The sequence below is a fragment of the Halorubrum aquaticum genome (assembly GCF_900113615.1).
GTDB classification, from domain to species: domain Archaea; phylum Halobacteriota; class Halobacteria; order Halobacteriales; family Haloferacaceae; genus Halorubrum; species Halorubrum aquaticum.
In genome coordinates, this window is record NZ_FOPZ01000002.1 from 63727 (window position 1) to 88089 (window position 24363).

General features: G+C 70.0%; 23 protein-coding genes, 1 tRNA gene and 2 pseudogenes. 12 read left to right on the forward strand and 14 right to left on the reverse strand.

The annotated features are described in order from the left end of the window. Positions 1–2: 2 nt before the first annotated feature. A complete protein-coding gene (locus F3H10_RS02330) occupies positions 3–1619 on the reverse strand; it encodes an amidohydrolase (protein WP_149783245.1) in 1617 nt (538 codons plus the stop codon). 125 nt (positions 1620–1744) lie between these two features. Between F3H10_RS02330 and F3H10_RS02335 the strand changes: the two genes are divergently transcribed. Further along, positions 1745–2194, forward strand: a complete 450-nt coding sequence (locus F3H10_RS02335) for a universal stress protein (protein WP_149783246.1) — start codon at positions 1745–1747, stop codon at positions 2192–2194. Positions 2195–2674: 480 nt separating this feature from the next. Here F3H10_RS02335 and F3H10_RS02340 read toward each other — a convergent pair whose 3' ends face one another. After that, positions 2675–3241, reverse strand: coding sequence for a peptidylprolyl isomerase (locus F3H10_RS02340; protein WP_149783247.1), 567 nt, complete (start codon positions 3239–3241; stop codon positions 2675–2677). Between the two features lie 80 nt (positions 3242–3321). On the opposite strand from F3H10_RS02340, the gene F3H10_RS02345 reads away from it, so the two are divergent. Then, a complete protein-coding gene (locus F3H10_RS02345) occupies positions 3322–3759 on the forward strand; it encodes a universal stress protein (RefSeq protein ID WP_149783248.1) in 438 nt (145 codons plus the stop codon). Next, positions 3759–4634: a tRNA pseudouridine(38-40) synthase TruA gene (gene truA / locus F3H10_RS02350; RefSeq protein WP_149783430.1), complete on the forward strand. Its 876-nt coding sequence runs from the start codon at positions 3759–3761 to the stop codon at positions 4632–4634. Before F3H10_RS02345 ends, truA begins: the two co-directional genes overlap by 1 nt. Here the strand turns inward: truA and F3H10_RS02355 are convergent. Next, the gene (locus F3H10_RS02355; RefSeq protein ID WP_149783249.1) at positions 4631–5200 is read right to left on the reverse strand and encodes an Rrf2 family transcriptional regulator; all 570 of its coding nucleotides are present in this window, start codon (positions 5198–5200) and stop codon (positions 4631–4633) included. The two genes, truA and F3H10_RS02355, sit on opposite strands and share 4 nt — an antisense overlap. A gap of 302 nt (positions 5201–5502) precedes the next feature. Here F3H10_RS02355 and F3H10_RS02360 point away from each other — a divergent pair, with 302 nt between their 5' ends. Next, complete coding sequence (locus F3H10_RS02360; protein WP_149783250.1) at positions 5503–6495, forward strand: NAD+ synthase; 993 nt, start codon at positions 5503–5505, stop codon at positions 6493–6495. A gap of 43 nt (positions 6496–6538) precedes the next feature. On the opposite strand, the gene F3H10_RS02365 is transcribed toward F3H10_RS02360, so the two are convergent. After that, positions 6539–7942, reverse strand: coding sequence for a M28 family metallopeptidase (locus F3H10_RS02365; RefSeq protein ID WP_149783251.1), 1404 nt, complete (start codon positions 7940–7942; stop codon positions 6539–6541). A gap of 122 nt (positions 7943–8064) precedes the next feature. Between F3H10_RS02365 and F3H10_RS02370 the strand changes: the two genes are divergently transcribed. After that, a tRNA-Gly gene (locus F3H10_RS02370) sits at positions 8065–8135 on the forward strand. A 56-nt stretch (positions 8136–8191) separates the two neighbouring features. Here F3H10_RS02370 and F3H10_RS02375 read toward each other — a convergent pair. Next, positions 8192–9598, reverse strand: coding sequence for a KaiC domain-containing protein (locus tag F3H10_RS02375; RefSeq protein WP_149783252.1), 1407 nt, complete (start codon positions 9596–9598; stop codon positions 8192–8194). Between the two features lie 120 nt (positions 9599–9718). Here F3H10_RS02375 and F3H10_RS02380 point away from each other — a divergent pair, with 120 nt between their 5' ends. The 7 genes from F3H10_RS02380 to F3H10_RS02410 all read left to right on the forward strand — a co-directional run bounded on the left by F3H10_RS02380 (position 9719) and on the right by F3H10_RS02410 (position 18078). Then, positions 9719–10540: an NAD(+)/NADH kinase gene (locus tag F3H10_RS02380; RefSeq protein WP_149783253.1), complete on the forward strand. Its 822-nt coding sequence runs from the start codon at positions 9719–9721 to the stop codon at positions 10538–10540. A gap of 56 nt (positions 10541–10596) precedes the next feature. Next, entirely contained in the window at positions 10597–11139 is a 543-nt protein-coding gene (locus tag F3H10_RS02385) for a hypothetical protein (protein WP_149783254.1), read from the forward strand. Between the two features lie 81 nt (positions 11140–11220). Next, positions 11221–11889 carry a TVP38/TMEM64 family protein gene (locus F3H10_RS02390; protein ID WP_149783255.1) on the forward strand — a complete coding sequence of 223 codons (669 nt, stop codon included), beginning with the start codon at positions 11221–11223 and terminating at the stop codon, positions 11887–11889. Positions 11890–11980: 91 nt separating this feature from the next. Beyond that, a complete protein-coding gene (locus F3H10_RS02395; RefSeq protein ID WP_149783256.1) occupies positions 11981–13846 on the forward strand; it encodes a DEAD/DEAH box helicase in 1866 nt (621 codons plus the stop codon). Positions 13847–13941: 95 nt separating this feature from the next. After that, positions 13942–15645: a thiamine pyrophosphate-binding protein gene (locus tag F3H10_RS02400; RefSeq protein WP_149783257.1), complete on the forward strand. Its 1704-nt coding sequence runs from the start codon at positions 13942–13944 to the stop codon at positions 15643–15645. 104 nt (positions 15646–15749) lie between these two features. Further along, on the forward strand, positions 15750–16814 hold the full coding sequence (locus F3H10_RS02405; protein ID WP_149783258.1) for a Gfo/Idh/MocA family protein: 1065 nt from the start codon (positions 15750–15752) through the stop codon (positions 16812–16814). Between the two features lie 73 nt (positions 16815–16887). Then, a complete protein-coding gene (locus F3H10_RS02410; protein WP_149783259.1) occupies positions 16888–18078 on the forward strand; it encodes a DUF418 domain-containing protein in 1191 nt (396 codons plus the stop codon). A gap of 21 nt (positions 18079–18099) precedes the next feature. Here the strand turns inward: F3H10_RS02410 and F3H10_RS02415 are convergent, their stop codons facing one another. The 9 genes and pseudogenes from F3H10_RS02415 to F3H10_RS02455 form a co-directional block, all read right to left on the reverse strand. Next, complete coding sequence (locus tag F3H10_RS02415) at positions 18100–18828, reverse strand: fumarylacetoacetate hydrolase family protein (protein WP_149783260.1); 729 nt, start codon at positions 18826–18828, stop codon at positions 18100–18102. Positions 18829–18932: 104 nt separating this feature from the next. Beyond that, positions 18933–19325 (reverse strand): hypothetical protein, encoded by a 393-nt coding sequence (locus tag F3H10_RS02420; RefSeq protein WP_394349701.1) that lies wholly within the window; start codon positions 19323–19325, stop codon positions 18933–18935. Between the two features lie 5 nt (positions 19326–19330). Next, a pseudogene (locus F3H10_RS02425) lies at positions 19331–19690 on the reverse strand (hypothetical protein); the annotation flags it as partial. Between the two features lie 39 nt (positions 19691–19729). Beyond that, positions 19730–20005, reverse strand: a pseudogene (locus F3H10_RS02430) (ubiquitin-like small modifier protein 1); the annotation flags it as partial. 439 nt (positions 20006–20444) lie between these two features. Next, positions 20445–21293 carry a bile acid:sodium symporter family protein gene (locus F3H10_RS02435; RefSeq protein ID WP_149783262.1) on the reverse strand — a complete coding sequence of 283 codons (849 nt, stop codon included), beginning with the start codon at positions 21291–21293 and terminating at the stop codon, positions 20445–20447. Between the two features lie 227 nt (positions 21294–21520). After that, positions 21521–21826 (reverse strand): cupin domain-containing protein, encoded by a 306-nt coding sequence (locus F3H10_RS02440; RefSeq protein WP_149783263.1) that lies wholly within the window; start codon positions 21824–21826, stop codon positions 21521–21523. Further along, entirely contained in the window at positions 21823–22203 is a 381-nt protein-coding gene (locus F3H10_RS02445) for a cupin domain-containing protein (protein ID WP_149783264.1), read from the reverse strand. The genes F3H10_RS02440 and F3H10_RS02445 overlap by 4 nt, the downstream gene beginning before the upstream one ends. A gap of 202 nt (positions 22204–22405) precedes the next feature. Further along, complete coding sequence (nirK, locus tag F3H10_RS02450; RefSeq protein ID WP_149783265.1) at positions 22406–23509, reverse strand: copper-containing nitrite reductase; 1104 nt, start codon at positions 23507–23509, stop codon at positions 22406–22408. Positions 23510–23679: 170 nt separating this feature from the next. After that, positions 23680–24162 (reverse strand): metal-dependent transcriptional regulator, encoded by a 483-nt coding sequence (locus tag F3H10_RS02455; protein ID WP_149783266.1) that lies wholly within the window; start codon positions 24160–24162, stop codon positions 23680–23682. Positions 24163–24363: the final 201 nt, after the last annotated feature.

Genomic DNA, 24363 nt, shown 5'->3' on the forward strand with positions numbered 1-24363 from the left:
TTTCAGCGCGCGTCGTGAACGACCTCGCCGTCGACGACCGTCATCGCCACGTCGACGTCGCGGATCGATTCCGGGTTCTCCCACGGCGACTCCTCCAGAACGACGAAGTCGGCGCGCTTGCCGCGTTCGACGGTTCCCAGCCGGTCCTCGTCGAAGCCGGCGTACGCCGCTCCACGGGTGTACGCGCGAAGCGCCTCGGTCACGGAGAGCCGCTGGCCCTCCGCGGGGGCGTTGACGGCGTGGTGGACGCCGAGGAGCGGCCCCATCGGCATCCCGTCGGAGCCGAACGCGAGCCGAACGCCCGAATCGAGCATCTCCCGGTAGCGGTTGGTCTCGGCGGTGCGCTCCTCGCCGAGACGCGCCTCGTAGAGCCCGTCCGCCCCCGCCCACTTCAGGAAGTTCGGCTGGACGCTCGCGACGACGCCGGTGTCGGCGAGCCGCTCGATCGCCTCGTCGTCGGCGAGTTCGACGTGTTCGATCCGGTGGCGGTCCGCGCCCGGATCGCCCGCTGCTACCCCCTCGTAGGCGTCGAGAGTCGCCCGGATCGCCTCGTCGCCGATGGCGTGTGCCGTGAACTGGAATCCCGCTTCGGTGGCCTCGCGCACCCACTCGCGTAGCTCGTCCGGGTCGATCACCCACTGTCCGGTCTCGTCGGGATCGTCGGCGTACGGCTCGGAGAGTTTGGCGGTCCGCCCGCCGAAGCTCCCGTCGGTGAACGACTTGATCGCGCCCGTCTCGACGAACGCGGAGCCGGCGTTCGTCGCCAGCCCGACCTCCCGAAGCGCGTCCAAATGGTCGGTCCAGTAGTTGATCCGGACGCGCGCGGTCAGCTCGCCGGCCGCGTCGAGGTCGCGGTAGACCCGCGGGGCGTGTGAGTCCCGGACCATGTCGTGAAAGCCCGTGATCCCCCGCTCGGCACACAGCTCGAGGCCCGCCTCGACGGCCGCACGGGTCCCCGCCACTCCCGGCTCGACCGCCTCGCGGATCGGGTCGATCGCGGCCTCGAGCAGGACGCCGGTCGGATCGCCCGCGTCGTCGGTCGGGACCGTCCGGTCGGGAGCCGCCTCGAGCGCGTCGGCGAACCGATCGAGGACGACCGCGTTGACCGCGGCGACGTGGAGGTCCTCGCGGAAGGCGACCACCGGGCGGTCGGTCGAGACGCGGTCGAGGTCGCCCCGCGTCAGGTACCGGTCCTCCGTCCACGTCGACTCGTCGTAGCCGTAGCCGATCACCCACTCGGAGGTGGGGTCGGCGTCGGCGGTGGCGGCGGCAGCGTCGACTTCGTCCGCGTCTCCGTCCGCTCTCTCGACCTCCTCGGCCCGTTCCGTCAACAGTCCGACCGCCTCCTTCGGCGAATCGGCAGCGGAGAGGTCAGCGTTGACGAGCGACCGCCCGACGGTCGTCAGGTGCGTGTGCGCGTCGATGAAGCCCGGCAGGAGGACCCGCCCCCCGAGGTCGACGACGTCGGTGTCGACGCCGGCGAGGAACTCGACGTCGTACGTCCGGCCGAGCCGCACGACCTCCTCGTCTCGGACGGCGACGGCCTCGTGGGTCTCGTCGGGCTCGGCTAGCGTGTGGACCTCCCCGTTCAGGAAGACCCGGTCCGCGGCTTCGCTCATGGAACCTCCTCCCGCGCGGGAGGGATTAACCGTTTGGGGCGGACTCGATCGGATCTCCGGCCGACGGTCTCCCGATCCGGGAACCGGGCACACGTTTTATTCGGTCGTCGGACGAACCCTCGCGTATGTACGACCGGATACTGTTCCCGACGGACGGCACGGAGGGCGTCGACCGCGCGACCGACCACGCCATCGACGCGGCCGATCGATACGACGCGACCCTCCACGTGCTCTACGTCGTCGACAGCGACGTCGTCAACGCCTACTCGGGCGACGAGTTCGTGGACGGATCGGAGGGAGCCGAGGAGACGCTCGAGGAGAACGGCCGCGAGGCGCTTGAGGCGGTCGCCGAGCGCGCGGAGAGCGCGGGCGTCGAGGTCGTGACCGAACTCGTGTACGGGAAGCCGGACGAATCGATCCTCCGGTACATCGACCGGGAGGACATCGACCTCACCGTGATGGGCTCGAAGACGCGATCGGGCGAGTACCGGCGGATGCTCGGCTCGGTCACGGAACGCGTCTCCCGGCAGTCGTCCGCGCCGGTGAGCATCGTGAAGACGACCGTCTCGGAGTGAGCGAGGGGCGCGACCACGGCGCCGTGGTCGGCTCCGTTACGATCATATTTTCCGGCACGTTTTCGTTCGAAACGACTGGCCGATGAAGAGTGCTACTAGTACGGTTGTTTCATTGATGATCGAGGTGAGGAGAAGAGGATCGTTGCTGGCGCGGTGACCGTTTTCAAAGCCCCAGTCGCGAGGACTCGGAGGCCTCGTTGTGCTCCTCGCTCGTTCGCTTCGCTCACTCGCTGCGGTGCGTACTTCGGCCGCCGTCGCCCTCGCTGCCGCTCGCGCTTTTCAAGCGTTCGCGGCGTCCCTCGCGGGCTCCTCGCGCCCTGTCGGGCGCTCGGAGGCGCAGGGCGAGAGCGAAGCTCTCGCTTGAAGCCGGCGGCAGAGCCGCCGGCGACGCCACCGCAATTGGTCGTTACTTCATCTGTATGACCGCGACCAAGTCGGAACGAGATATCGACTGACGATGTCGACGGCGTTTCGCGGTCGTTACTCCTCGACCGTGACGCGGTCGATCGAGACCGTGTCGCGCGGATCGTCGTTGCGGCCGGTGGGAACCGAGCCGATCTCCTCGACGACGTCCATTCCGTCGATCACCTGGCCGAAGACGGCGTGTTTGCCGTCGAGGTGCGGGGTGGCGTCGAGCGTGATGAAGAACTGCGAGCCGTTGGTGTTCGGCCCGGAGTTGGCCATCGAGAGGATTCCGGGGCCGTCGTGGGTCAACTCGTCGTGGAACTCGTCGTCGAACTGGTAGCCGGGGCCGCCGCGACCGGATTCGAGCGGGTCGCCGCCCTGGATCATGAAGTCGTCGATGACGCGGTGGAAGACGTTGCCCTCGTACAGGGAGTCGCCGCGGACCTCGCCGCTCTCGGGGTCCTTCCACGTGTTGGTGTCGCGGGCGGGGTCGGCGTCCGCGGCGGGGTCGTGACGGGCCAGTCCGAGGAAGTTCTCGACCGTCCGCGGCGCGCGGTCGGCGAACAGCTCGACGACGACGTCGCCGTGGTTGGTGTGAAGCGTCACCTGCGGGTTGTCCGGATCGTGGACGTCTCGTGCCATGCCTCGCGAGAGGGCCGCCCGCCGGAAAACGCTACCCATCCGCCGGTAGCGTTTTGCGCCCGGCGAGTCCATCTCCGATCATGTACGACGACATCCTCCTGCCGGTCGCGCCGGGGAGCGCCGCGAACGACGCGGTCCCGCACGCCCGGAGCCTCGCCGAGCGCTACGGCGCGACGGTCCACGTCGTGAGCGCGGTCGACACGCTCGAACACACGCTCGCCGGCCCGCGTGCCGGTGCGTTCGCCGAGCGCGTCGAGGCCGGCGCCGAGCGGCGCGTCGAGACGGTGACCGAGGAGCTGACGGCCGCCGGGATCCACGCCGTCGGGAGCGTGATCCACGGCGACCCCCTCCGAGTGATCGAGAACGCCATCGAGGACACCGGCGCCGACATCCTGGTGATGCCGACCCACACGCGGACGGGGCTCCAGCGCGTCCTCCTCGGGAGCGTCACGGAGAAGGTCGTACGCACGTCGCCGGTGCCGGTCGTCACGGTCCCGATGGCCGACGGCGAGGCGTGATCCGGGCGTTCCGCGTCGCGTACGACGGCCGCGGGTATGCCGGGTTTCAGCGCCAGCCGCACGCCGAAACGGTCGAGGGGACGCTGCTCGCCGCGCTCTCGAGACACGGACTCGTCGCGCGCGGCGACGGTCCGACCCACGCGACGCCGCCGGGGTACGCCGCGGCCGGCCGGACGGACGCCGGCGTCTCCGCGGTGGCACAGACCGTCGCGTTCGAGGCTCCCGAGTGGCTCACTCCGCGGGCGTTCAACGGACGGCTCCCCGGATCGATCCGGGTGTGGGCGGCCGCCGACGTCGATCCCGACTTTCACGCCACCCACGACGCGGTCCGCCGGACGTATCGGTACTTCCTGTACGCGCCGCCGACTGGATCGGGCGGGTTCGAGGCCGAACGCGCGACGGACGACGACGCGGTTCACGAGACGCTCGCGCGGCTCTCGGGCGAGCACGACTTCCACAACCTCACCAGCGACGACGCGGGAACGGTTCGAGAGCTCCGTGCGAGCGCGATCCGCGAGGGCGACTTCCTCGTCATCGAGGCGACCGCCGGCGGGTTCCCCCGGGCGCTCGTCCGCCGGCTCGTCGGGACGGTTGAGGCCGTCGGCCGGGGGACCGCGAGTCCGGACCTCGTCGACCGGCTGCTCGCCGACGATCCGGTTCCCGGCGAGTGCGGCGTCGGTCCCGCGCCGGCGGAGCCGCTCGTGTTGTGGGACGTCGAGTACGACGGCGTCGGCTTCGAAACCGACGAGGAGGCCGCGACGAGCGCGGTCGTCGCGTTCGGCGAGCGCCACCGAGACGCCCGCCGCGTCGCCGCGGCGACCGGCGCGATCCGGAACCGGATCGGGGGAACCGACGACGAGGCGTTCGAGGACTAGTCGCTCGCGGACCGTCCCCCCATCGAGCCGACGGTCGCCTCCGTCGGGTCGGCGACCGTCTCCATCGATTCGACGCGAACCATGAGCGTGTCTCCGTCGACGTCGGCGGCGTCGACGACGCCGGACACGCGGAGCCCCGAGGCCGGCGTCGGCCCGACGGTCACGCGATCGCCCCGCTCGAGGGGACGAGCCGATCCGCACAACACGACCTCCGCGCGGCACAGCTCCGGATTGTTGACGCTCGAGAGTTCGATCTCGCGGACGGTGACGCCGTCGACCGGCGACCCGTCGTGGACGACGGGGACCGGCTCGGCGTCCTCCATCCGGTCCAGATCGAGGGTCTCGTAGGCGTCGCGAGTCGGCGTGTACCCCCCGTCCGGGCCGGGGACGCCCTCGACCAACTGGAGCGAGCGGAGGCTCCGCATCCGGTTGCGAACGGTTCCGGGGTTCCGGTCGATGTCCTCGGCGATCTTCCGCCCACAGACGACGCCGTCCTCGTCGTCGACGAGGTTCACGAGCGACGTGAGGATCCGTTTCTGACTCGAGCTCAGCTGTATTGCGGACATATGTGCTTGGAACCGATATTCTTGTATAAACGTTCGGTTATAAATACCTAATATACTTGTATCTCTTTCTGATGCGAGATTATTCTTTACGATCAGCGTGTGTGATCGGAAGGAACGAACGTGTGGTTTTCCCCGCTCAGTCGGGTGATTTCCATCGACATCCGCCGGGAACGCCCCGACGCGTGATCGACCGACCGATCGCGGGGGTGTTTGGGGATCGGATTTCCACGCTCCGTGGAGAAACGACCTTAAACGATACCCACGGAGCGTATTTACGTCTCCGTTCGGGACGGCGAACCGCCATGGACACCTCCACGCGTACCGACCCGGGGACGGGGGCGGCGAACGACGGCGGCGGGCCGTACACGTCCACCCGCGTCGAGTCCGATCGCGATCCGGACTCGGCTCCCGGGAACGGGGACGCACCGACGGACCACGCCGGCACCACTGGATCCGCCGATATCGCCGACCCCGATGACGTCGGTGCCGACGACGTCGATGTCGATGCCATCGATCCGGGAGCGGAGCTGGAACGAGCCGTCTCGTTCGTCCGCGAGACGGTCTCGTCGGCGGGGGCCGACGGAGTCGTGGTCAACCTGAGCGGCGGGCTCGACTCGACGGTCACGGCCGCGATAGCGGTCGAGGCGCTCGGTTCCGACCGCGTCTACGGACTGATCCTCCCGTGTAACAAGGTCGGTGCCCACCACGCGCGGGACGCCGAAGGGCTCGCCGAGGCGCTGGGGATCGAACACGACACGGTCCACCTCCAGCCGCTCCTCGCCCAGTTCGGGAGCGTCGCGCCCGACCGCTTCGGCCTCCACGACGAGCCCACGCTCGTGGGGAACGCGACCGCACGCCTGCGCATGACGCTGGCGTACCTCGCCGCCAACGCGACCGACCGACTCGTCTGTGGGACGACCAACCGGAGCGAGCGACTGCTCGGCTACGTGACGAAACACGGCGACGGAGCGGTCGACCTGCTCCCCATCGGACACCTCTACAAGACCGAGGTCCGGGCGCTCGCCGCGGAACTCGACGTTCCGAGGTTCGTCCTCGAGAAGCCGCCGACCGCCGGAGCGCTCGCCGGACAGCGCGACGCAGACGACCTCGGAGCCGACTACGACGTCGTCGACCCCGTGCTCCGGCTCGCGATCGACGAGGGGATCGCGACCGACGCGATCGCCTCGCGGCTCGGTCTCGACCGGGAGGTCGTCGACGATCTCCTCGAGCGCCATCGGACGACCGAACACAAGCGGCACACGCCGCCGATGCCGACCGATCGGCGATCGGCGTGACGCGCTTCGTCGCACCACGACCCGCGTCCCCCGACCCGTTTCGCTACTCCCACTCCGTCGGCCACAGGTCGGCCGCACGCATTCCCGTCTCGAAGTCCGTCTCCCGGAACGCGTCGGCGAGCGCGTCCGGGTCGATCCGCTCTGGATCGCGCTCTCCCGCCGCGAACTCGGCGACGAGCAGTGCCGTCAGCATCGCGTGTTCGCGCACGTTCCGGTCGTCCACCTTGTCGCGCGTGTCCGCGTGGGTGTGGCCCCACCCGCGCCCGCGCTCGCCGGAGTCGCTGTGGAGTTGGAGCGCGGGGATCCCCCGACGGACGAACGGCCACTGGTCGGAGAACGGGTGCGGGTCGGGGTCGATCTCGATCGGCTGGCGGGTCGCCGCCGACACCGCCGACGCGACCGATCGGGCCGTCTCGGAGGTGTGCGTCAGCGCCTTGAGGTCGCGGAACCGCCCCGCGCCGTCGACGTTGATCACGCCGCGGACGGCGTCGAGGTCGATCGTCTCCGCCAGCCGCTCGGCACCGAGCAGTCCGACCTCCTCACAGGCGACCGCGACGACGTCGACGCCGACCGGAAGCTCCGCCTCCGAGAGGATCCCCGCGGCGGTCACGACCGTGGCGATCCCGCAGCCGTTGTCGAGCGCCGCCTCCGCGATGTCGTGGCCGTCGTAGTGGGCTAAGAGGAGGAGCCGCTCGTCCGTGTCCGGCCCGACCCGCCCGATCACGTTTCGCGACTCCGCGGAGCGGAACGACGCCTCGACGGCGAGTTCGACGCTCGCGACCGGTCCGTCCGCGTTCGCGGCGTACTCGCGGAGCCAGTCGCCGGTCTCCGCCGAGACGCCCGCCGCGGGGGCCGCCGCCGGCTCGCCGAACGTGAGCGAGCCCGTCGGGGGGAGTTGGCCCTCGAGGTGGTTGACGAAGACGAACCCGGCCGCGCCGGCCTCGACCGCGTGACCGAACGTCTCCATTCGGTGGACGAACCGCGAGTCCGACGGGGTCGTCGTCGAGGCGACCGCGACCCGTCCCGCCACGTCCGCGTCGTTGATCTCCTCCGGCGTCCCGTACCCCACGTCGACCAGCTCGCCCTCGACCGTCTCCGACGGCGAGTACGGCAGCGCTAGCGCCTCGAACTCGCGGGTCCGCTCGGTGCCGTCCCGGCCGGGGACGCCGACCCGGAGGTCGGCCCCGCCGCGCTCCCACGCGGTCAGCTCGAAAGGGTCCGTCCGGACCTCGCGGAGCCCGGCGCGGTCGAACGCGTCGGCGACGAGTTCGGCCGCCCGTCGCTCCCCGTCGCTGCCGGCCATCCGACTCCCGATCGCGGTGAGATCGGTGACGAATCGCCACGGCTCCTCGGCCGCCCACGTTCGTGCGAGCGCGGGCGCGAGGTCGGCGTACCTCTCTCTCACTCGCTCGATCGCGTCCGGGTCCGCTCCGTCTGCGTCGTTCATGCGGGCCCGTTCCCGGCGTCGGGGTTAATCCTGTGGGAACCGGTGGCGGGCGGTCGAGAACGCTCGACCGACGGCCCGTGAAACGCTACGTTCAAGTGGGAAGGTCAGGTAGTTGCTCACGAGCACCGTTGGTCCAGTGGTAGGACATTAGCTTCCCAAGCTAATAGCCCGGGTTCAATTCCCGGACGGTGCATACTTGCGGCGAGCAATACTGCGAGCCGTGGGTATACACCGTCCGGTGTGTTCGCCTCAGAAGATGTTCGCCTGTCGGTAGACGGAGATCCCGGCGTTCGTGATCTCGTATGGCTTCGTCTCCCGGGAGTGGTTCGCGTCGCGGATCTTCTGGATCTCGACGGCGAGACGCGTCTCCCGGAAGTCCGATCCGCGAACGTACTGGAGGACGAACACCCCGTCGGTCAGGTACTCGACGAGCCCGTACCGCGAGGCGTACGGCGTCTCGTCGCTCGCCTCCGAGGTGAGAAGCGTCGTCACGCCGGCCTCCTTCAGCAGGCGGGTGAACCCGAACACCTCGGAGCGCCGCTTGGCGGGATGGTCGTACATCATCTCGAGCAGCGAGACGGAGTCGAGCACGAGCCGGTCCGCGCCGAAGTCCGCGATGAGTCGAGTGAGGTCGTTGCGGATCGACGCCAGCGAGTTCGCCATCTCGATGGGATCGAGCGAGACGACGGCCAGCCGTCCCTCCTCGGCGTACTCGTGGAACGGCCAGCCCTTCTCCTCGGCGGTCGAGAGGATCGACTCCCGGCTCTGCTCGAGCGTGATGTACACTCCCCGCTCGTCCGACTCGAGCGCCTCGTTGAGGAACTGTAAGGAGAACGTGGTCTTGCCGGTCCCCGGTCCGCCGATGACCGTCAGGAGCGACCGACTCGGCACGCCTCCGAGGATCATCTCGTCGAGCCCAGCGATCCCGATGTCCGTCCGATCGATGTCGGAGTCGAACTCCTCGGCGGCCGTCTCGTCGAACCCGGTCGGCCCGTCCGCGGCGTCGCCGTCGCCGCCTCCGCCGAAGGGGCCCCCCTCGCCGAAGGAGCCACCACCGCCACCGCCTCCGCCGAACGGGTCATCCTCGCCGAAGGACCCTCCACCGCCGCCGAACGGGTCATCCTCGCCAAAGGATCCCCCGCCACCGCCGCCACCGCCTCCGCCGAACGGGTCGTCGTCGCCGAAGGACCCTCCACCGCCACCACCGCCGCCACCGCCGAAGGCGTCGTCGTCTCCGTCGTTCCCGGCAGGTCCGTCGTCGTCGCGTTCGCTTCGATAGCCGCCGAACGGGTCGGCGCTCTCCTTTCGTCCGGCGGCCTCATCGCTCCCCTCGACGCTCTCCGGAGGTCCCGGATCGACGCCGCCTTCGCTTCCGCGGTCGGCTTCGTCGTCTCCGCGGTCGGCTTCGTCGTCTCCGCGGTCGGCTTCGTCGTCTCCGCGCGTCTCGCCGTCGACGGTCGGCTCGGACCCGTCGGACTCGATCTCTCCTCCGTCGTCGCGGTCGCGCTCGTCGTCGCTCTCGTCCCCGTCGTCGGAATCGGACTCGTCGGCGGCCCCGGGTTCGTCGGTTTCGTCCGACTCGGCGGCGTCGCTCTCCTCGGATCCCTCGTCGAGCTCCCGTAGCGCTCGCTCGAACCAGTCATCCTCCTCGCTCATGGTTCGGGGCGTCCGTTCGGGATCGCCATGTACCGGGGAAGGAGGGCCGCCGGCTTGAAACTTTCCGGCGGCCGCGACGAGGTCCACACGCTTTTACTCGGCGGGGCGAAACCCGCGGACATGGAAGTCGGGATCGTGGCGCGGAAGGGAAACCCGGAGGCCGCGTCGGTCGCCGCCGGGATACGCGACGCCGTTCGGGACGCCGGGGCGACGGTCTGGATCGACGAGGAGACCGCGATCGACCTCGACGTCGAGGGACGGCCCGTCGACGCGCTCGCGGACTGCGATCTGGCGGTCGCGGTCGGCGGGGACGGGACGTTCCTGTTCGTCGCGCGCAACGCCGGCGACGCGCCGATCCTCGGGGTCAACCTCGGGGAGGTCGGGTTCCTCAACGCCGTCCCGCCCGGGGCCGCCGAGGAGGCGGTTCTCACGGCGGTCGAGGGGTTCCGCGACGGCGCGATGGCCGTCCGCGAAGTCCCGAGACTCGCCGCTCGAGCCGACGGCTGGGAGTCCGTCCCCGCGGCCAACGAGGTGGTCGTCCAGGGCGCTCGACGCGGTCCCGACGGCGGCGTCGACTACGAGCTTCGCGTCGACGGCTCGCGGTACGCGAGCGGCCACGCCGACGGCGTCCTCGTGGCGACGCCCACCGGCTCCACCGCGTACAACCTCTCCGAGCGGGGGCCGCTCGTCCACCCCGACGTGGACGGCCTGATCGTCAACGAGATGGCTCCCGAGGAGGGAATGCCGCCGCTCGTGGTCGACGTCGACGCGACGGTCGCGGTCTCGGTGTCGGACCCCGACGGCGCGGTCGTCGTCAGCGACGGGCGGAACGCCCGGGAGTTTCCCGGGCCGATCGAGGTGACCGTCGAGCGGACCACGCCGCCGATGCGGATCGCGGGCCCGGAGTCCGACTTCTTCGAGGCGCTGAAGAAGCTGTCCTGAGCGGGGTGACGGCTGACGCGCAACGTTCAACCCGTTACCGACCCGACCCGCGATCGATGAACCTCCCGCTCGGGCTCGAACCGTTCGTCGATCAGTCCCCTCGCGATCACGCGCTCGTCCTCGCGTTCGGGGTGCTCGCGTGTCTCGTCGGCTACGTCGGTTCCGCCGCGCTGTTCTTCGGGTTCGGCGCGCTCGACCACGGCGGGCCGGCGGCCCCTCGGCGGGTCGCGTCCGTCTTCGCGTCGATGGCCTGCTGGGCCGTCTACGCCGTCGCGTTCGTGCGCGGGAAGGGCGGCCCGGTGACGGACGTGCTCGCGTACCCGATCGCGACGGTGGCGGCCGTCCCGTTCGCGGCCCGTTGGATCGCCTTCGGACCGGCGTGGGGGGCGCTTCGCGAGCGGCTCGGGTTCTTCCTCTTCCGCCCCGACCTCCTCGCCGACGCGGCCGCCCTCGTCGTTCCGGGGATCGCGCTCTGTGCGAGCCTGCTCACGCTGTGGGCGAGCCGGCTCGACGAGACGGAGGTCCGGGCGTGGCAGCGGCGGAACCTCTCCGCGGAGTTCCGCGAGGCCTTCGTCGACGAGGCCGACTTCGAGGGGTGACGGCGCGGCCGGGACGGTCGCGTGACCGCATCCGGCGTTCGGTCCCACAAGGCGTTTACCACCGCCACCCGTCTCCCTGCCGTGAACCGTCGGAACGTCCTCGGCGGCGCCGTCGTCGCGGTCGCGGTCGTCCTCGCGTGGACCGCGTCGCCGGCGGCGGCGCTCGCGACCCTCGGGTGGCTCGCGGCCGACCCGCTCCGGTTCGGGGTCGCGCTCGTCGCGCTGGCGGCGGTCCGACCGTTTCTCGCGTGGCCCACGACCCTGATCGCGGTCGTCGCCGGGTTCGGGTACGGCTGGGCCGGCGTCCCGGTCGGCGCGGTTCTGCTCACGGCGACGGCGGTCCCGCCCTACTGGCTCGCTCGGGCCGGCCGCGTCCGTCTCGTGAACGGTTCCCGAGCCGTCGAGCGCGTCTCGTCGGCCGGCGGACGGCTCGTCGACGACGCGGGCGCCCTCCGGGCGGTCGCCGGGACCCGGTTCCTGCCCGTGCCCGCCGACGCGGTTTCGGTGGCCGCCGGCGTGTCGAACGTCGGTCCTCGGGCGTTCCTCGCCGGGACCGCGATCGGCGAGTTTCCGTGGGTGGTCGCCGGCGTCGCGGTCGGCGTCTCCGCTGACCGACTCGCGAGCGAGGGCCCGGGGGTCGCCGACCCCGGCCTGCTCATCGCGTTCGGCCTCGCGGGCACGCTCCTGCTCGCGGGACCGTTGTATCGAGCGATCCAAAGCGGATCGGCGGACCGGGATGGCGGTCCGTGACTCCGAGACGTCGAGGGCGGTCCGTGACCGGTCTTCGCTTCGATCGATCGCGGACGCTACCCATTTCCGCGTCGCGGCCGAACCGACCACGATGACCGACGACACCGGCGACCCCGCCGCCGGCGACGAGGAGGCCGACGCCGTGACGGACCTCCCGCTCGCCCGGTTTCACGAGGCGCTCGAGGCCGAGAAGCGTCCCGTCGCGACCGCCAGCGAGGTGGCCCGTCGGCTGGGGACGACGCAGGCCGCCGCCCGCGACGCGCTCGCCGACCTCGTCGAGCGCGGTGACGTGGACCGGCTCGACGTCGAGAGCGACCCCGTCGTCTTCTACCCGAGCGACTGGGGCGCGTTGGCGTCCCGCGAGCGCGTGGTCGTCTTCCCGAGTCGCCGGGAGATCGTCGTCGACCGACCGACGCAGTTCACCCGTGCGCGGCTCTCGCAGTTCGCGTACCTCGTCGACACCACGGGAACCGACCCCGGCACGCGGGGCTACCTCTACCGGATCCGCCAGGAGGACGTGTGGGCCGCGCCCTTCGAGGACGCCGACGGGCTGATAGCGAGCCTGCGGTCCGTCCTCCCCCGACGCGCCGAGCACCTCGAGGAGTGGATCCGCGACCAGTGGCGGCGCGCGCACCGCTTCCGGCTGTACACCCACGAGGACGGCTACGTCGTCCTCGCGGCCGCGAACGAGAGCCTGATGGGCAACGTCGCCGAGAGCCACCTCGAGGACGGCCAACTCCGCGCGCCGATCTCCGAGACGGAGGCGTGGGTGAACGAGGACGCCGTCGCGAGCGTCAAACGCGCGCTGTACGACGCGGGCTACCCCGTCGAGGACGACCGGGACCTCGAGACGGGCGACCCCGTGGACATCGAGCTCACGACGGAGCTCCGGGACTACCAGGAGACGTGGGTCGAGACCTTCCTCGAGTCCCGCTCGGGGGTGTACGTCGGGCCGCCGGGATCGGGCAAGACCGTCGCCGCCATCGCGACGATGGCGGCCGTCGGCGGCGAGACGCTGATCTTAGTCCCCTCGCGCGAACTCGCGGGCCAGTGGCGCGATGAACTCCTCGCCCACTCCACGGTCGACCCCGCCGACGTGGGGCTGTACCACGGCGGGGAAAAGGAGATCCGGCCGGTCACGATCGCGACCTACCAGATCGCGGGGATGGACCGGCACCGAAGCCTGTTCGACTCCCGCGAGTGGGGGCTGATCTGTTTCGACGAGGCGCACCACGTCAGCGCTCCGGTGTACTCCCGCACCGCCGAGCTCCAGAGCAAACACCGGCTCGGGCTCTCGGCGACGCCGGTCCGCGAGACGGGAAGCGAGGAGGAGATCTACACCCTGATCGGCCAGCCGATCGGAGCCGACTGGGACGCGCTCTTCGAGGCCGGGTTCGTCCAGGAGCCGGAAGTCGAGATCCGGTACGTCCCGTGGCGCGAGGAGCTGGCGCGAAACGAGTACGCCAGCGCCGACGGCCGGGAGCGCCGCCGGCTCGCCGCCGAGAACCCGGCCAAGGTCGATGAGGTCCGCTACCTGCTCGCGGCCCACCGCGGGAAGAAGGCGCTCGTGTTCATCGAGTACCTCGACCACGGCGAGGCGATCGCCGACGCGATCGAGGTCCCCTTCATCAGCGGGGAGACGCCACACCGCGAGCGCGCGGAGCTGTTCCGGCGGTTCCGCGATGAGGACGGCGACCTCGACACGCTCGTCGTCTCGCGGGTCGGCGACGAGGGGATAGACCTGCCGAACGCGGAGCTCGCGATCGTCGCGAGCGGCCTCGGCGGGAGCCGTCGCCAGGGCTCCCAGCGCGCCGGCCGGACGATGCGTCCGGCGGGATCGGCGCTCGTGTACGTGCTCGCGACCCGCGGGACGAGCGAGGAGGAGTTCGCCCAGCGGCAGATGCGCCACCTCGCGCGCAAGGGCGTCCGGGTGCGCGAGACGAACGTGGCGGAATGACGCACCGAGACGGCGGAGTGACGCGCCACTCGATCGGGATGACGTAACGCGCCCCACAGCGAAGCTTTCAATTCCCGGTCGGTCGACGTCGTCGTATGGACTCGACAGATGGTTCGACGAGGACGGTGGGCGAGGCGGTCGTGGACTGCCTGCTCGACCGCGGGATCGACACGGCCTTCGGCATCCCCGGCAAGCAGACGCTCCCGCTCAACCGGGCGTTCGCCGACCGGGACGCGCGGTTCGTCGTGGCGCGACACGAGACCGCGGTCACCCACCAGGCGTGGGGGTACGCGGAGACGAGCGAGCCCGGGACGATGGCCGCGACCGTGGTCGTCCCCGGCCCGGGCGACATGAACGCGATGAACGGGCTGAAGAACGCGCTCAACGACAACGTCCCGCTGCTCCACCTCGCGGTCGAGACCGAACGCGACGTGCGCGGCGGCGACGGGATCCACGAGACGCCCCCGGAGACGTACGACACGGTGGTGAAGGAGAACGTCCTCGTCGAGTCGCCGGCGGGCGCGGTCGCGGCCGTCGCCGACGCGATCCGCGTCGCCCGCGAGGCCCCGCAGGGGCCGGTCCGGGTCGGGATCCCCAAGGACGTCCTCGCGAGCCGGACGCCGCAGGCGACGCCGCCGGAGGACGACCCCGCGGAACCGCCGGAGCCGTCCGCGTCGTCGGTCGAGGCGGCCGCGGATCGCCTCCGCGACGCCGACGCGCCGGTCGTGATCGCGGGCGGGGGCGTTCGCCGCGCCGGGGCGACCGATCACCTACGAGCGGTCGCGGAGGCGCTCGACGCGCCGGTCGTCACGACCTACAAGGGGAAGGGCGTCCTCCCGGAGACGCATCCGCTCTCGTCGGGGGTGCTCTGTGGCGGCGCGAGCACGGAGCTCCGCGAGCTGCTCGCCGAGGCGGACGCCGGACTGGTCGTCGGCTCGGACCTCGACGCCGTCTCGACCGCCAAGTGGTCGGTGTCGATGCCCGAGACGCTCGTCCACGTCACGCTCGACGGCGACGACATCGGGTTCGGTTACGAGGCGGACCTCGGCGTCGTCGCCGACGCGGACCGGTTCCTCGGCGCCCTCGCCGACCGGCTCGATGACGACACCCGCGGATCCGGAGCTGACGGCCCCGACGACGGCCCCGGCGCTGCTCGCGCGGCCTCGGTCCGCGAGGCCGACCGCGAGCGGTTCGACGCGATCGCGGCCGCACGCGACCCGGACACCCCGCTTAGCTCCGTCGAGGTGCTTCGGGCGGTCCACGACGTGCTGCCCGAAGAAACGGTCGTGGCCGCCGACGCGGGCGGATTCCGGCTGTGGACGCTCGTCTCTTTCCCGGCGGCCGGCCCGGAATCGTACGTCAATCCCGGGTCGTGGGCGACGATGGGAACGGGGCTTCCGTCGGCGATCGGCGCGAAGCTCGCGAACCCCGACGACGACGTGGTCGCGTTGACCGGCGACGGCGGGCTCATGATGTGTGTTCACGAGCTTCACACGCTGGCGTCCGAGGACGTCGACGTCACCGTGGTCGCGTTGAACAACGACGACTACGCGATCATCAGCGAGGAGGCCGAACGGACCTACGACTTCCCCGCGCAGGCGTACGGCTGGGTCGACACCGGGCTCGACATCGTGTCCATCGCCGCCGGGATGGGCGTGCGGGCCGAGCGCGTGAGCGACCTCGACGCCGTCGGCGACGCCGTCGACGACGCGCGCGCACACGACGGGCCGGCGCTCGTCGAGGTCGTCACCGATCCGGACGAGCCGCAGGCCAGCGAGTGGATGACTCGGGAGCGATAGGCCCGCGAAACGCGCGAGCGGCGAGGCGATCCGTCGAGCGGCGGCGTCCCTCACGTTTCGGTCGGAACGTGAATCTTAACAACACCCGTTGTGAATCTCGAGACATGACCAGCGCCAACGACGTCGCCGTCGGGATCGTCGGCCTCGGCGGCATCGGTACCCACCACGCGAGACAGTTCCTCGACCGGGACGCGAACCTCGTCGGCGGCATGGACATCGACGCCGATGCCCGCCGTCGCTTCCACGAGGAGTTCGACGTCCACGCCTACGAGGCGGCGGCGGACCTCTACGACGACTGCGAGGCCGTCCTGATCACCACGCCGAACCGGTTCCACGAGGAGTACGCGACGGAGGCGTTGGAGGCGGGTCTCGACGTGCTTCTGGAGAAGCCGCTCGCACACACCCTCGAGAGCGCCGAGCGGATCGCCGACGCGGCGGCCGACGCGGAGGGGTTCTGTATGGTCGGGTTCAACAACCGCTTCCGGCATCCCGTCCGGGTCATCAAACACTACCAGGACGAGGGCCGCTTCGGCGAGACGAAACACGTCGAGGCGAACTACGTCCGTCGCCGGGGGATCCCGGGCCGCGGCTCCTGGTTCACCTCGAAGGGCGTCGCGGGCGGCGGGTCGCTCATCGACATCGGCGTTCACGCGATCGACCTGGCGCTGTACTTCCTCGATCACCCCGAGATCGTCGAGGTCACCGGCGAGGCACGCTCGGAGTTCGGCGGCCGCGAGGACTACGCGTACATCGACAGCTGGGGGGAGGACGCGGGGCCCGAGGGCTTCGACGTCGACGACTCCGCCTCGGCGTTCATCCGCGGGGCCGACGGCAGCACCGTCTCCCTGGAGGTCGCGTGGGCGACGAACCGGCCGCCGACCGACGAGTTCATCGTCCGGGGCAGCGAGGCGGGCGCGACGTTCGACCGCGGCCGCGACGAGCTCACCCTTCACGAGGCGAGCGTCGGCGGCGGACACCACCTCACGGACACCGAGGTGGAGACCCGCGACGACAACAGCCACGGGGTCGAACAGGACGTCTTCCTCGAGGCCGTCGCGGCGGGCGAACCGCCCGCGATCAACACGGTCGAGGAGGGGCTGGCCGTCCAGCGCGTGATCGACGCGATCTACCGGTCCTCGGAGTCCGGCCGCGCGGTCCAGTTGGACTGAGAGGAGGGGCGGAGGTCGACCGTCGACCGGATCACGAACCTATTCGTCGCTGTAGTCCGTGGACCCGCGTATCGTGAGCGACTCGCCCGAACCGACCCCGCCCTCCGAACGCATCGTCAGCCTCGACGCGCTCCGCGGGGTGGCCGTCCTCGGCATCCTCGTGATCAACGTTCGGGTGTTCTCGATGCCCGAGACGACGCTCCTCAACCCCACGGTCTTCGGCGACTTCACCGGAGCGAACTACTGGGCGTGGCTCGTCGGGCACGTCCTCGCCGAACAGAAGTTCATCACCCTCTTCTCGGCGCTGTTCGGGGCGGGGATCGTCCTCTTCATCGAGAGCAAGGAGCGGAAGGACCAGCCCGCCATGCCGCTTCACTACCGCCGGACCGCCTGGCTGATCGCCATCGGGCTGGCGCACGCGTACCTGCTCTGGTACGGGGACGTCCTCGTCGCCTACGGCTTCTGCGGGCTGGCGCTCGTCTTCGCGTACGAGTGGGAGCCGCGGGCGCTCGCCGGGCTGGCGACCGTCTTCCTGCTCGTCACGCCCCTACTGGAGGTGTTCGCGGGCCTCACCGTCGGGGGCGAGGCGATAGCGGGCCAGTGGGCGCCCGCCGAGTCGGTCCTCCGCGCCGAGGTCGAGACGTATCGGAGCGGCTGGATCGAACAGCTCGACCACCGCGTCCCCACCGCCTTCGAGCGCCAGACCCTCGGCTTCCTCGGCGGGACGTTCTGGCGGGTCGGCGGGACCGTCCTGCTCGGGATGGCGCTCTACAAGTGGGGCGTGTTGACCGGCGAGCGCTCCTCGGCGTTCTACCGTCGGCTCGTCGGCCTCGGACTCGTCGGCGTCGCCGTCGTCCTCGCGGGCGTCTGGTACATCGAGGCCAACGACTGGGGCGCGGGCGCGGCGCTGTTCTGGCGGCAGTTCAACTACGTCGGCAGCCTCCTCGTCGCCGGCGGCTACGTCGGGGCCGTCACCCTCTACGTACGGTGGCGGCCGAACGGGCCCGCGACCCGGGCGTTCGCGGCGGTCGGCCGGACCGCGTTCACCAACTACCTCCTCCAGACCGTGGTCGCGACCACGGTCTTCTACGGGCACGGGCTCGGGCTCTTCGGGTCGGTGAGCCGGATCGAGGCGCTGGGGATGGTGGTCGCCTTCTGGGCGATACAGGTGGTCCTCTCCGTGTTGTGGCTCCGCCGGTACCGGTTCGGCCCCGTCGAGTGGCTCTGGCGGACGCTCACCTACGGCGAGCGCCAGCCGATGTGAGGCGGTCGGGATCCTACGCCCCTACTCCGAGTTCGACCCGGCCACGACCCGGTTCGAGAGCGTCCCGACGCCCTCGTAGGTTATCTCCACGCGCTCGCCCGGCTCGACGAGTCCGGGGTTCGCGGGGCTCCCGAACGCGACGCAGTCGCCCGGGCGGAGGGTGAACCGCCTGGAGAGGTACGAGACGACCTCGTACGGGTCGAACAGCATGAGGTCCGTGTTCGCCTCTTGGCGGCGCTCCCCGCCGACCGTCGTCGACATCTCCATGCCCGTGGGGTCGACGTCGGTCTCGATCCAGGGGCCGAGCGGCGCGGAGCCGTCGAACGCCTTCCGCGCGGTCCGCCCCTGCTGGTCGAGCGCGTCGAGGTCGTTCATGACCGTGTACCCGCGGACCACGTCCGGCACGTCCTCGGGTTCGAGGTCGGGACAGCGCTCGTCGATCACGGCGACGAGCTCGCCGGCGTAGGTCAGCTCGTCGGTCCACTCGGGGTGGCGGACCGTCCGGCCGTGCCCGAGGAGGCTCGCGGGCGGCTTGATGAAGAAGTCGGGCTCCTCGGGCCGCTCGTACTCCATCTGCTCGAGCGTCTCCGCGTAGTTCCGGCCGACGCAGTAGAGCGCTTCGGGCTCACACGGCGGGAGGAGTCGGCCGTCGCGGCCGACCTCGTACCGGCCGTCATCGGCGTGAACGGTTCCGTCCTCGTACCGACCGGCGACCGGTCCCTCGGGCGTGGACAGACGGGCGAGTCGCATGCGGATCCGTCCTCGGTCGGGCGAGAAAGGTCCGTCGGTGCGGTCCGTGGTTCGGGGCGGTCGTCGGCGTCGTGGACGCCGTCGCCGACTCGGCTCCCCCCGCGTCACTCCTCGATCCCGTCGACCCCGATCACGACCGCCGACCGGATCTCGAGGGCGGTCTCGAACTCCGCGCGTCGGTCGGTCGTCGCCCCCCACCGCTCGACCGCGGTCTCGTGGGCGCGGGCGACCGCGTCGCGCTCGCGGTCGGCGAGGTCGAGCCGCGCGCCGACGTCCTCCCAGTGGTCGGGCTCGACGAGGAACGTCTCCCGGTCGGGCGCGGCCTCGATCCGCTCGTATCGGCGCCGGTACTCGTCGATCCGTGGTCCGAGATCGGTTTGGACGCGCGCCAGCAGCGCCGGGAGCCGGTCGGCGGGAACGCTCGCGAGCGCCGCGGTCTTCAGGAGCGCGGTCCCGTCGATCGGATGGTCCTCGCCGCCGTTTCCCGTCGATTCCATAGCCATCAGCCGCCCGCGCGCATCGCCTTCCGTTCGAACTTCGGGAGGAGCTCCTCGAGGACCGACTCCTCGCCCGCGAACGACACCGTCACCTCGGTGAGCGTGATCGACGCCGCCGCGGTCACCGTCGCCGCGGCCAGCGTCGCCCGCCAGCCCTCGCCGTCGACGCGCGTCGCCGCCGCGGGGTCGTCGGTGCCGACGAGATCGCCGCCGAGGTTCGTGAGATAGTGGGCCGCGAGCCGCCGGGATATCCCCCGGTACGCGACCTCCCGGCGGACCCACCCCGGCTCGGCGGACGGTTCGGTCGGCGGTTCCTCGCCGTCCGCGGCGTCGTCGTTGTCGCCGTCACCGTTGCCGTCGGCGTCACCGCCCCCCGAGTCGCCGGCGGCGTCCGCGTCGGTCGTCCCGCCGGCGACGGGCGGGAAGACGGAGAGCCGGTCGCCGTCGGCGAGGTCGGTGTCGAGCCCCTGGAGGTGTAACACCTCTCGTCCGTTCTTCAGGACGTTGATCTGGGGGGCGAGGCCGCCGTCGACGATCAGTCGGCCGTCCATCCCGTCGTACTCGTCCTCCAGGGCGCGAAGCACGTCACCGACGTCGGAGCCGTCCGCGAACTCGCGGACGACGGTCTTTCCCCCGGCGGCCTCCCGAAACGTCGCGAAGAACCGCAACTCCAGTTCCATGTCGGTCCGGTCGGGCCGCGGCGGCTTAAAAACGGGCGTCACCGGTGGTACTGTCGGATGCGGTCGAGACGTCGCTCGACGTGTGGCGGCCGCCTCGCTCGGTGCGGTCGTGCGCGCGGCTCTCGACGATCGGAGTGGTGGCTCGGTGGAAACCCGTCGTCACAAGGGGCTCAGTGGGGGTAACACGTCGTCACGGCCACCACACACGAGGTAACTCGTTGACGGCTATAAACAACCCGTGATCCACGCCCCCGTCGTGTAGAAGGTGAGTCCGTCCCTTCTCGGACGTCGGAACGGGCCGTCCCGTACTGACGATGTGCCTTCCCGTACCGACGAGTGCGACCATCACGGTCGTTCTGCGGACGAAACCGTTTGTCCGTTCACACCCTCGCTCGGAGCACGCGAGGCCGTTCGACGGAGAGTACTCCGCCGTGGCGTGTCACGCTTCGTCAGGCCGACCCCATAGACTCGCGACCGGCCCCGAAACGACGAGACTGACGAGTCCGAACGCGACGGTGATCGTGAGAACGCCCGGATCGCGGAAACTCGTCGTGGCGATGAGCAACGCGATGGCCACGTTTCGCGCGGCGGTCGTCGTCGCGAGGACTTCCCGCGTGGACTTCTCGGGGCCACCGAGGGCGTACCCCAGTAGTAACGAACCGACGACGACGACGACCGAAATAAATAGCGTCCCGGTACCGACCAACTGGCGCATTTCGCCGGCATAGAGGACCGTCAAGAGGACGACCAGGAGAACGAGCAGGTACGTCGAGAGGCGCTGGATCGGTGGATGGAGGCGTGTCGCAACGGGCTGATAGCGTGCCCTGACGCCGAGCCCACCGATCAGGGGGACCAACTGCGTCACGACGACGATCCGGGCGATCCCGAGCGGGTCGGCGGCGACGTCGCCGGGCATGAGAAGGGCCACCGTGATCGGTATCGTCGCGACGGAGACGACGCCCAGAACGGCCATCAGACCGCTCGCGAACGCGACGTCACTTTTCGAGATCTCGGCCAGTTTCGGCCCGAAGGGCGCTCCCGGTGCCATGGCGATCAACAGGAGACCGATGACGTGACCGGTCTCCATCGGAACCGCGAGGACGAACGCGAACGCCAGCAGCGGGACGAGTATGAGGTTCACCAACAGCGATTTCGCCATCAGCCGACGTCGCCCGATCGCTTCGAGGACCTCGGCGGTCGTCAGCGCCAGCCCCATGGAGAACATCGTCGCGAGCACGAAGACGACCGTGACGAGATCGATGACTGCGGTGGGCGTTATCGGTCCCATTCGTCAGTGAAATCGCTTCGTGATTCGGAGAGAAAAGTGGCCCGTCTGTCGATCGTCACCGCCTTTCCATCGATGAACTACGCGTTCGCACACGGCTGCTGGGACGTCCTATCTTCCGAACAGAAGATCGTCGGATCCCGAAGTCGCTCGTCCGGATCACCGTCGTCGTCGAGCGCCTTGAGGGCGCTACCGAGAGGGACAAAGGCCGTCCGCTCGCCGGCCTCCGGCTACTCGTCGGACCGGGACGCCAGGACGACCAGGGCGGTGCTCTCCTCGACGGCACGGGGGGCGATATCCCGGTCGCCGTCGAAGCGGGCCACGTCACCCGCCGACAGCTCGTGTGTCTCGTCGCCGAGTTCCAACTCGATCCTTCCCTCGACGAGATAGAAGACGATCTCGCGGTCGGGATGCGAGTGAGATGCCACTTCGTCACCCGCATCGAGTGTGAGTCTGATCGTCTTCGGTTCCGCGTCGGGGAAGACGTTGGCGTGGGGCCGTCCGTCCAGCTCGTCGAGGGCGTGTATCGTCGTCATGGATCGGTGGGATCGAACTCGTCGGTTCGAAGTCCCCGGCGGACCGGTTCGTGCTCGGCGTCGGTCGGCGGCGGTGCGGTGACGAGCAGCGCCTCGAGCCGCGAATCGTCGTCGGCCTTGACACCGCGATCGGTATCCGCCTCGACGGTCACGACGTCTCCCGGTTCGACGCGGCGTTCCTCATCGCCGTCGCGGACGAGTCCGGTACCGGAACGAACGTCGATCACCACGTCACTGGACGGGGCGTGAACCGGGATGAACTGTCCCGGTTCGAAGTAGCCGCAGACGACCTTCATCCGGTCGCTCCGGAACGCCTCGACCGCCGAGAACTTCTCGTCGTCGTACGTCCGTTCCGCCTCGAGGTCGATGGCGGTCATATTGACCCACCCGTTCGACGGGTGTCACGACAGTTCGATCGGACGGCGAGTCGCGTGACGACGACTGACGATTCGATCGTTCGCTCTGGTTTAGGCTGACCAAAATCCATGTGTTTCGATCTGTAGCGAGGAGGCACAATAGGGTTGAGCCGAACACGTTCCCGTCGGATCGGCCCGATCGACGAACCGGAACCGTCGGCGTTCACTCACCGGAACTCGGGTCGTACACGTCCGGGTTCGGCTCGCCCTCGACGTCGACCACCGCGAGCGCACCCCGGCGTCCCGCCCGCGAGAGCGCGTGGTCCACGACCTTGATCGGACCCGGGACCACGAGGTCCATCTCGCCGACCGTCGCCGTGCCCGGCGCGACCGGCGTGGTCTCGACGTACCGGGCCGGTGACGAGACGAGGTCGCCGTCGCGGTACAGTCGCGACCAGACGTTGCCGATCGGGTGCCACGAGCTGGACTGGTTCGGCCCGCCGTTGACGAAGAACACGCGGACGGTCTCGCCCACCTCGGCGCCTATCGGCCCGAGCCGGTCGTCGGTGAAGCCGTGGTGTTCGCCGTTGAAGACGACGTACGTCGGGTCCTCGTCCACCATCGCGCCCTGGTCGAAGGCGTGGTGACCCTTCTCGCCGAGGTCGCCCGTGGTGTACAGTTCGTGCTGGCCGAGGTAGATCTCGCGGTCCACCGCCGGCAGTCCCTCCTCGGGCTCGACGAGGATCGCGCCGAACATCCCGGCGCTGACGTGGTGGTCCATCGCGGGCACCGCGCAGTGATAGGTGAACAGGCCGGGGTACTCCGCGCGGAAGCTGAGCTCCGCCGCGTCGTCGCCGGGGACGAGCGTCGTGTCGACGGCCCCGCCGCCGGGTCCGTACACGGCGTGGAAGTCAACGTTGTGGATGTCGCTGTTGTCCTCGGCGGGCACCTCGAACCGGAGGTTCACGGTGTCGCCCCGGCGAACCCGGATCATCGGTCCGGGGACCTGTCCCTCGAACGTCATGTATTTGAACGTGACGCCGGGTTCGATCTCCGCGACGAGCTCCTTCGTTCGGAGGGTGACGTCGTGTTCCCGCGGTTCGTCCCAGTCGACCGGTTCGGGGACATCCGTCGGGTCGGCCGCTATCCGGTCGACGTCGACGTCGCGTGCGGGGTCCAGTTCGGGTTCGGCCGCGACCTGCTCGGTAACGGCCTCCGGCGGCGGGGTCTCCGCGTTCACCGGTGCGCCGATACAGCCGGCGACCGCGCCGACCGCACCGATCCCGAGTGCCGCAACCATCTTCCGTCTGCTGAGGTCTCGTGACATGATCTTCCCTACCTCCTCCGAGGTGCCCTGATGACATATATGATATATACTGTTCCCTAATATCGGGGCGAAAACGCCGCTCTACCCTCATATGAGGGAGGTTAAGTACTCAAATCGATCCGATACGACGGAAACCGGTCGGAACCGTTCGGGAACGGCCCCGGCGGGATTCAACACTCGAGTTCCGCGAACGGACACCGTTCGGCCCCGTTCGGTGGCGTCACGGAGCACGCGTTCGACGTCCCGTCTACGAGCACTCGCAGGCGCTCGATCGCCTCGTCCGGAAGGACGTATCCGATCCGGTAGCCCGCCTCGAGGGGCATGTCGAACCCCGTTCGACGGCGAAAGAACGTTCGGACGGCACACTGGCGCGCTTCCAGTTCCAACGCGACTTCCCGCCCTCGATCGGTGAGGACGACGCCTTCCCGCTTCTCGTATCGGAGGAGTCCGTCGGCAGCGAGCCGCTCGAACATCTCCGTCACGCTCGACGGCGCGACGTCGAGACGATCGCTCACCTCTCCGGTCCGAACCCGCTCATCGCGACCGGAGCCGACCCGTCCGACGACGACGAGATACAGTCCCTCGTTCCGATCGACGCAGGCGGTCGGCCGCACGCAGCCGCAGACGTCCGCCCGCGAGTGGTCGATGGCCATTGCCGTACGTTCGACACGCTCCGGGCATGAGCGTCCGTCCGAACATGTTCTCGCCCGTCGTCGTCGGTCGGCGTCCCGTCTCGAAACCCGAGGGTGTACCCGTAGCCGGAGAGGGCTTCCGGGAGTTCCTTCCGTTCGATCTCCTCCGGGTCGTAGACGACTCGGGCGGTCTCCGTGCCGTAGTTCGCTTCCACGGCGCGG

Bases quoted from the DNA above. Each gene is read 5' to 3' on its own strand.
- F3H10_RS02440 (WP_149783263.1), bottom strand. From the start codon at position 21,826: ATGACGACGATACACGCCCTCGACGAGCTGGACGGACGGCCCCACGCC.
- F3H10_RS02435 (WP_149783262.1), bottom strand. From the start codon at position 21,293: ATGGGACCGATAACGCCCACCGCAGTCATCGATCTCGTCACGGTCGTC.
- F3H10_RS02420 (WP_394349701.1), bottom strand. From the start codon at position 19,325: ATGGAATCGACGGGAAACGGCGGCGAGGACCATCCGATCGACGGGACC.
- F3H10_RS02415 (WP_149783260.1), bottom strand. From the start codon at position 18,828: ATGCGACTCGCCCGTCTGTCCACGCCCGAGGGACCGGTCGCCGGTCGG.
- F3H10_RS02340 (WP_149783247.1), bottom strand. From the start codon at position 3,241: ATGGCACGAGACGTCCACGATCCGGACAACCCGCAGGTGACGCTTCAC.
- F3H10_RS02400 (WP_149783257.1), top strand. From the start codon at position 13,942: ATGGACTCGACAGATGGTTCGACGAGGACGGTGGGCGAGGCGGTCGTG.
- F3H10_RS02445 (WP_149783264.1), bottom strand. From the start codon at position 22,203: ATGACCGCCATCGACCTCGAGGCGGAACGGACGTACGACGACGAGAAG.
- F3H10_RS02360 (WP_149783250.1), top strand. From the start codon at position 5,503: ATGGACACCTCCACGCGTACCGACCCGGGGACGGGGGCGGCGAACGAC.
- F3H10_RS02355 (WP_149783249.1), bottom strand. From the start codon at position 5,200: ATGTCCGCAATACAGCTGAGCTCGAGTCAGAAACGGATCCTCACGTCG.
- F3H10_RS02375 (WP_149783252.1), bottom strand. From the start codon at position 9,598: ATGAGCGAGGAGGATGACTGGTTCGAGCGAGCGCTACGGGAGCTCGAC.
- F3H10_RS02395 (WP_149783256.1), top strand. From the start codon at position 11,981: ATGACCGACGACACCGGCGACCCCGCCGCCGGCGACGAGGAGGCCGAC.
- F3H10_RS02335 (WP_149783246.1), top strand. From the start codon at position 1,745: ATGTACGACCGGATACTGTTCCCGACGGACGGCACGGAGGGCGTCGAC.
- F3H10_RS02455 (WP_149783266.1), bottom strand. From the start codon at position 24,162: ATGGCCATCGACCACTCGCGGGCGGACGTCTGCGGCTGCGTGCGGCCG.
- F3H10_RS02365 (WP_149783251.1), bottom strand. From the start codon at position 7,942: ATGAACGACGCAGACGGAGCGGACCCGGACGCGATCGAGCGAGTGAGA.
- F3H10_RS02405 (WP_149783258.1), top strand. From the start codon at position 15,750: ATGACCAGCGCCAACGACGTCGCCGTCGGGATCGTCGGCCTCGGCGGC.
- F3H10_RS02385 (WP_149783254.1), top strand. From the start codon at position 10,597: ATGAACCTCCCGCTCGGGCTCGAACCGTTCGTCGATCAGTCCCCTCGC.
- F3H10_RS02380 (WP_149783253.1), top strand. From the start codon at position 9,719: ATGGAAGTCGGGATCGTGGCGCGGAAGGGAAACCCGGAGGCCGCGTCG.
- F3H10_RS02345 (WP_149783248.1), top strand. From the start codon at position 3,322: ATGTACGACGACATCCTCCTGCCGGTCGCGCCGGGGAGCGCCGCGAAC.
- nirK (WP_149783265.1), bottom strand. From the start codon at position 23,509: ATGTCACGAGACCTCAGCAGACGGAAGATGGTTGCGGCACTCGGGATC.
- F3H10_RS02330 (WP_149783245.1), bottom strand. From the start codon at position 1,619: ATGAGCGAAGCCGCGGACCGGGTCTTCCTGAACGGGGAGGTCCACACG.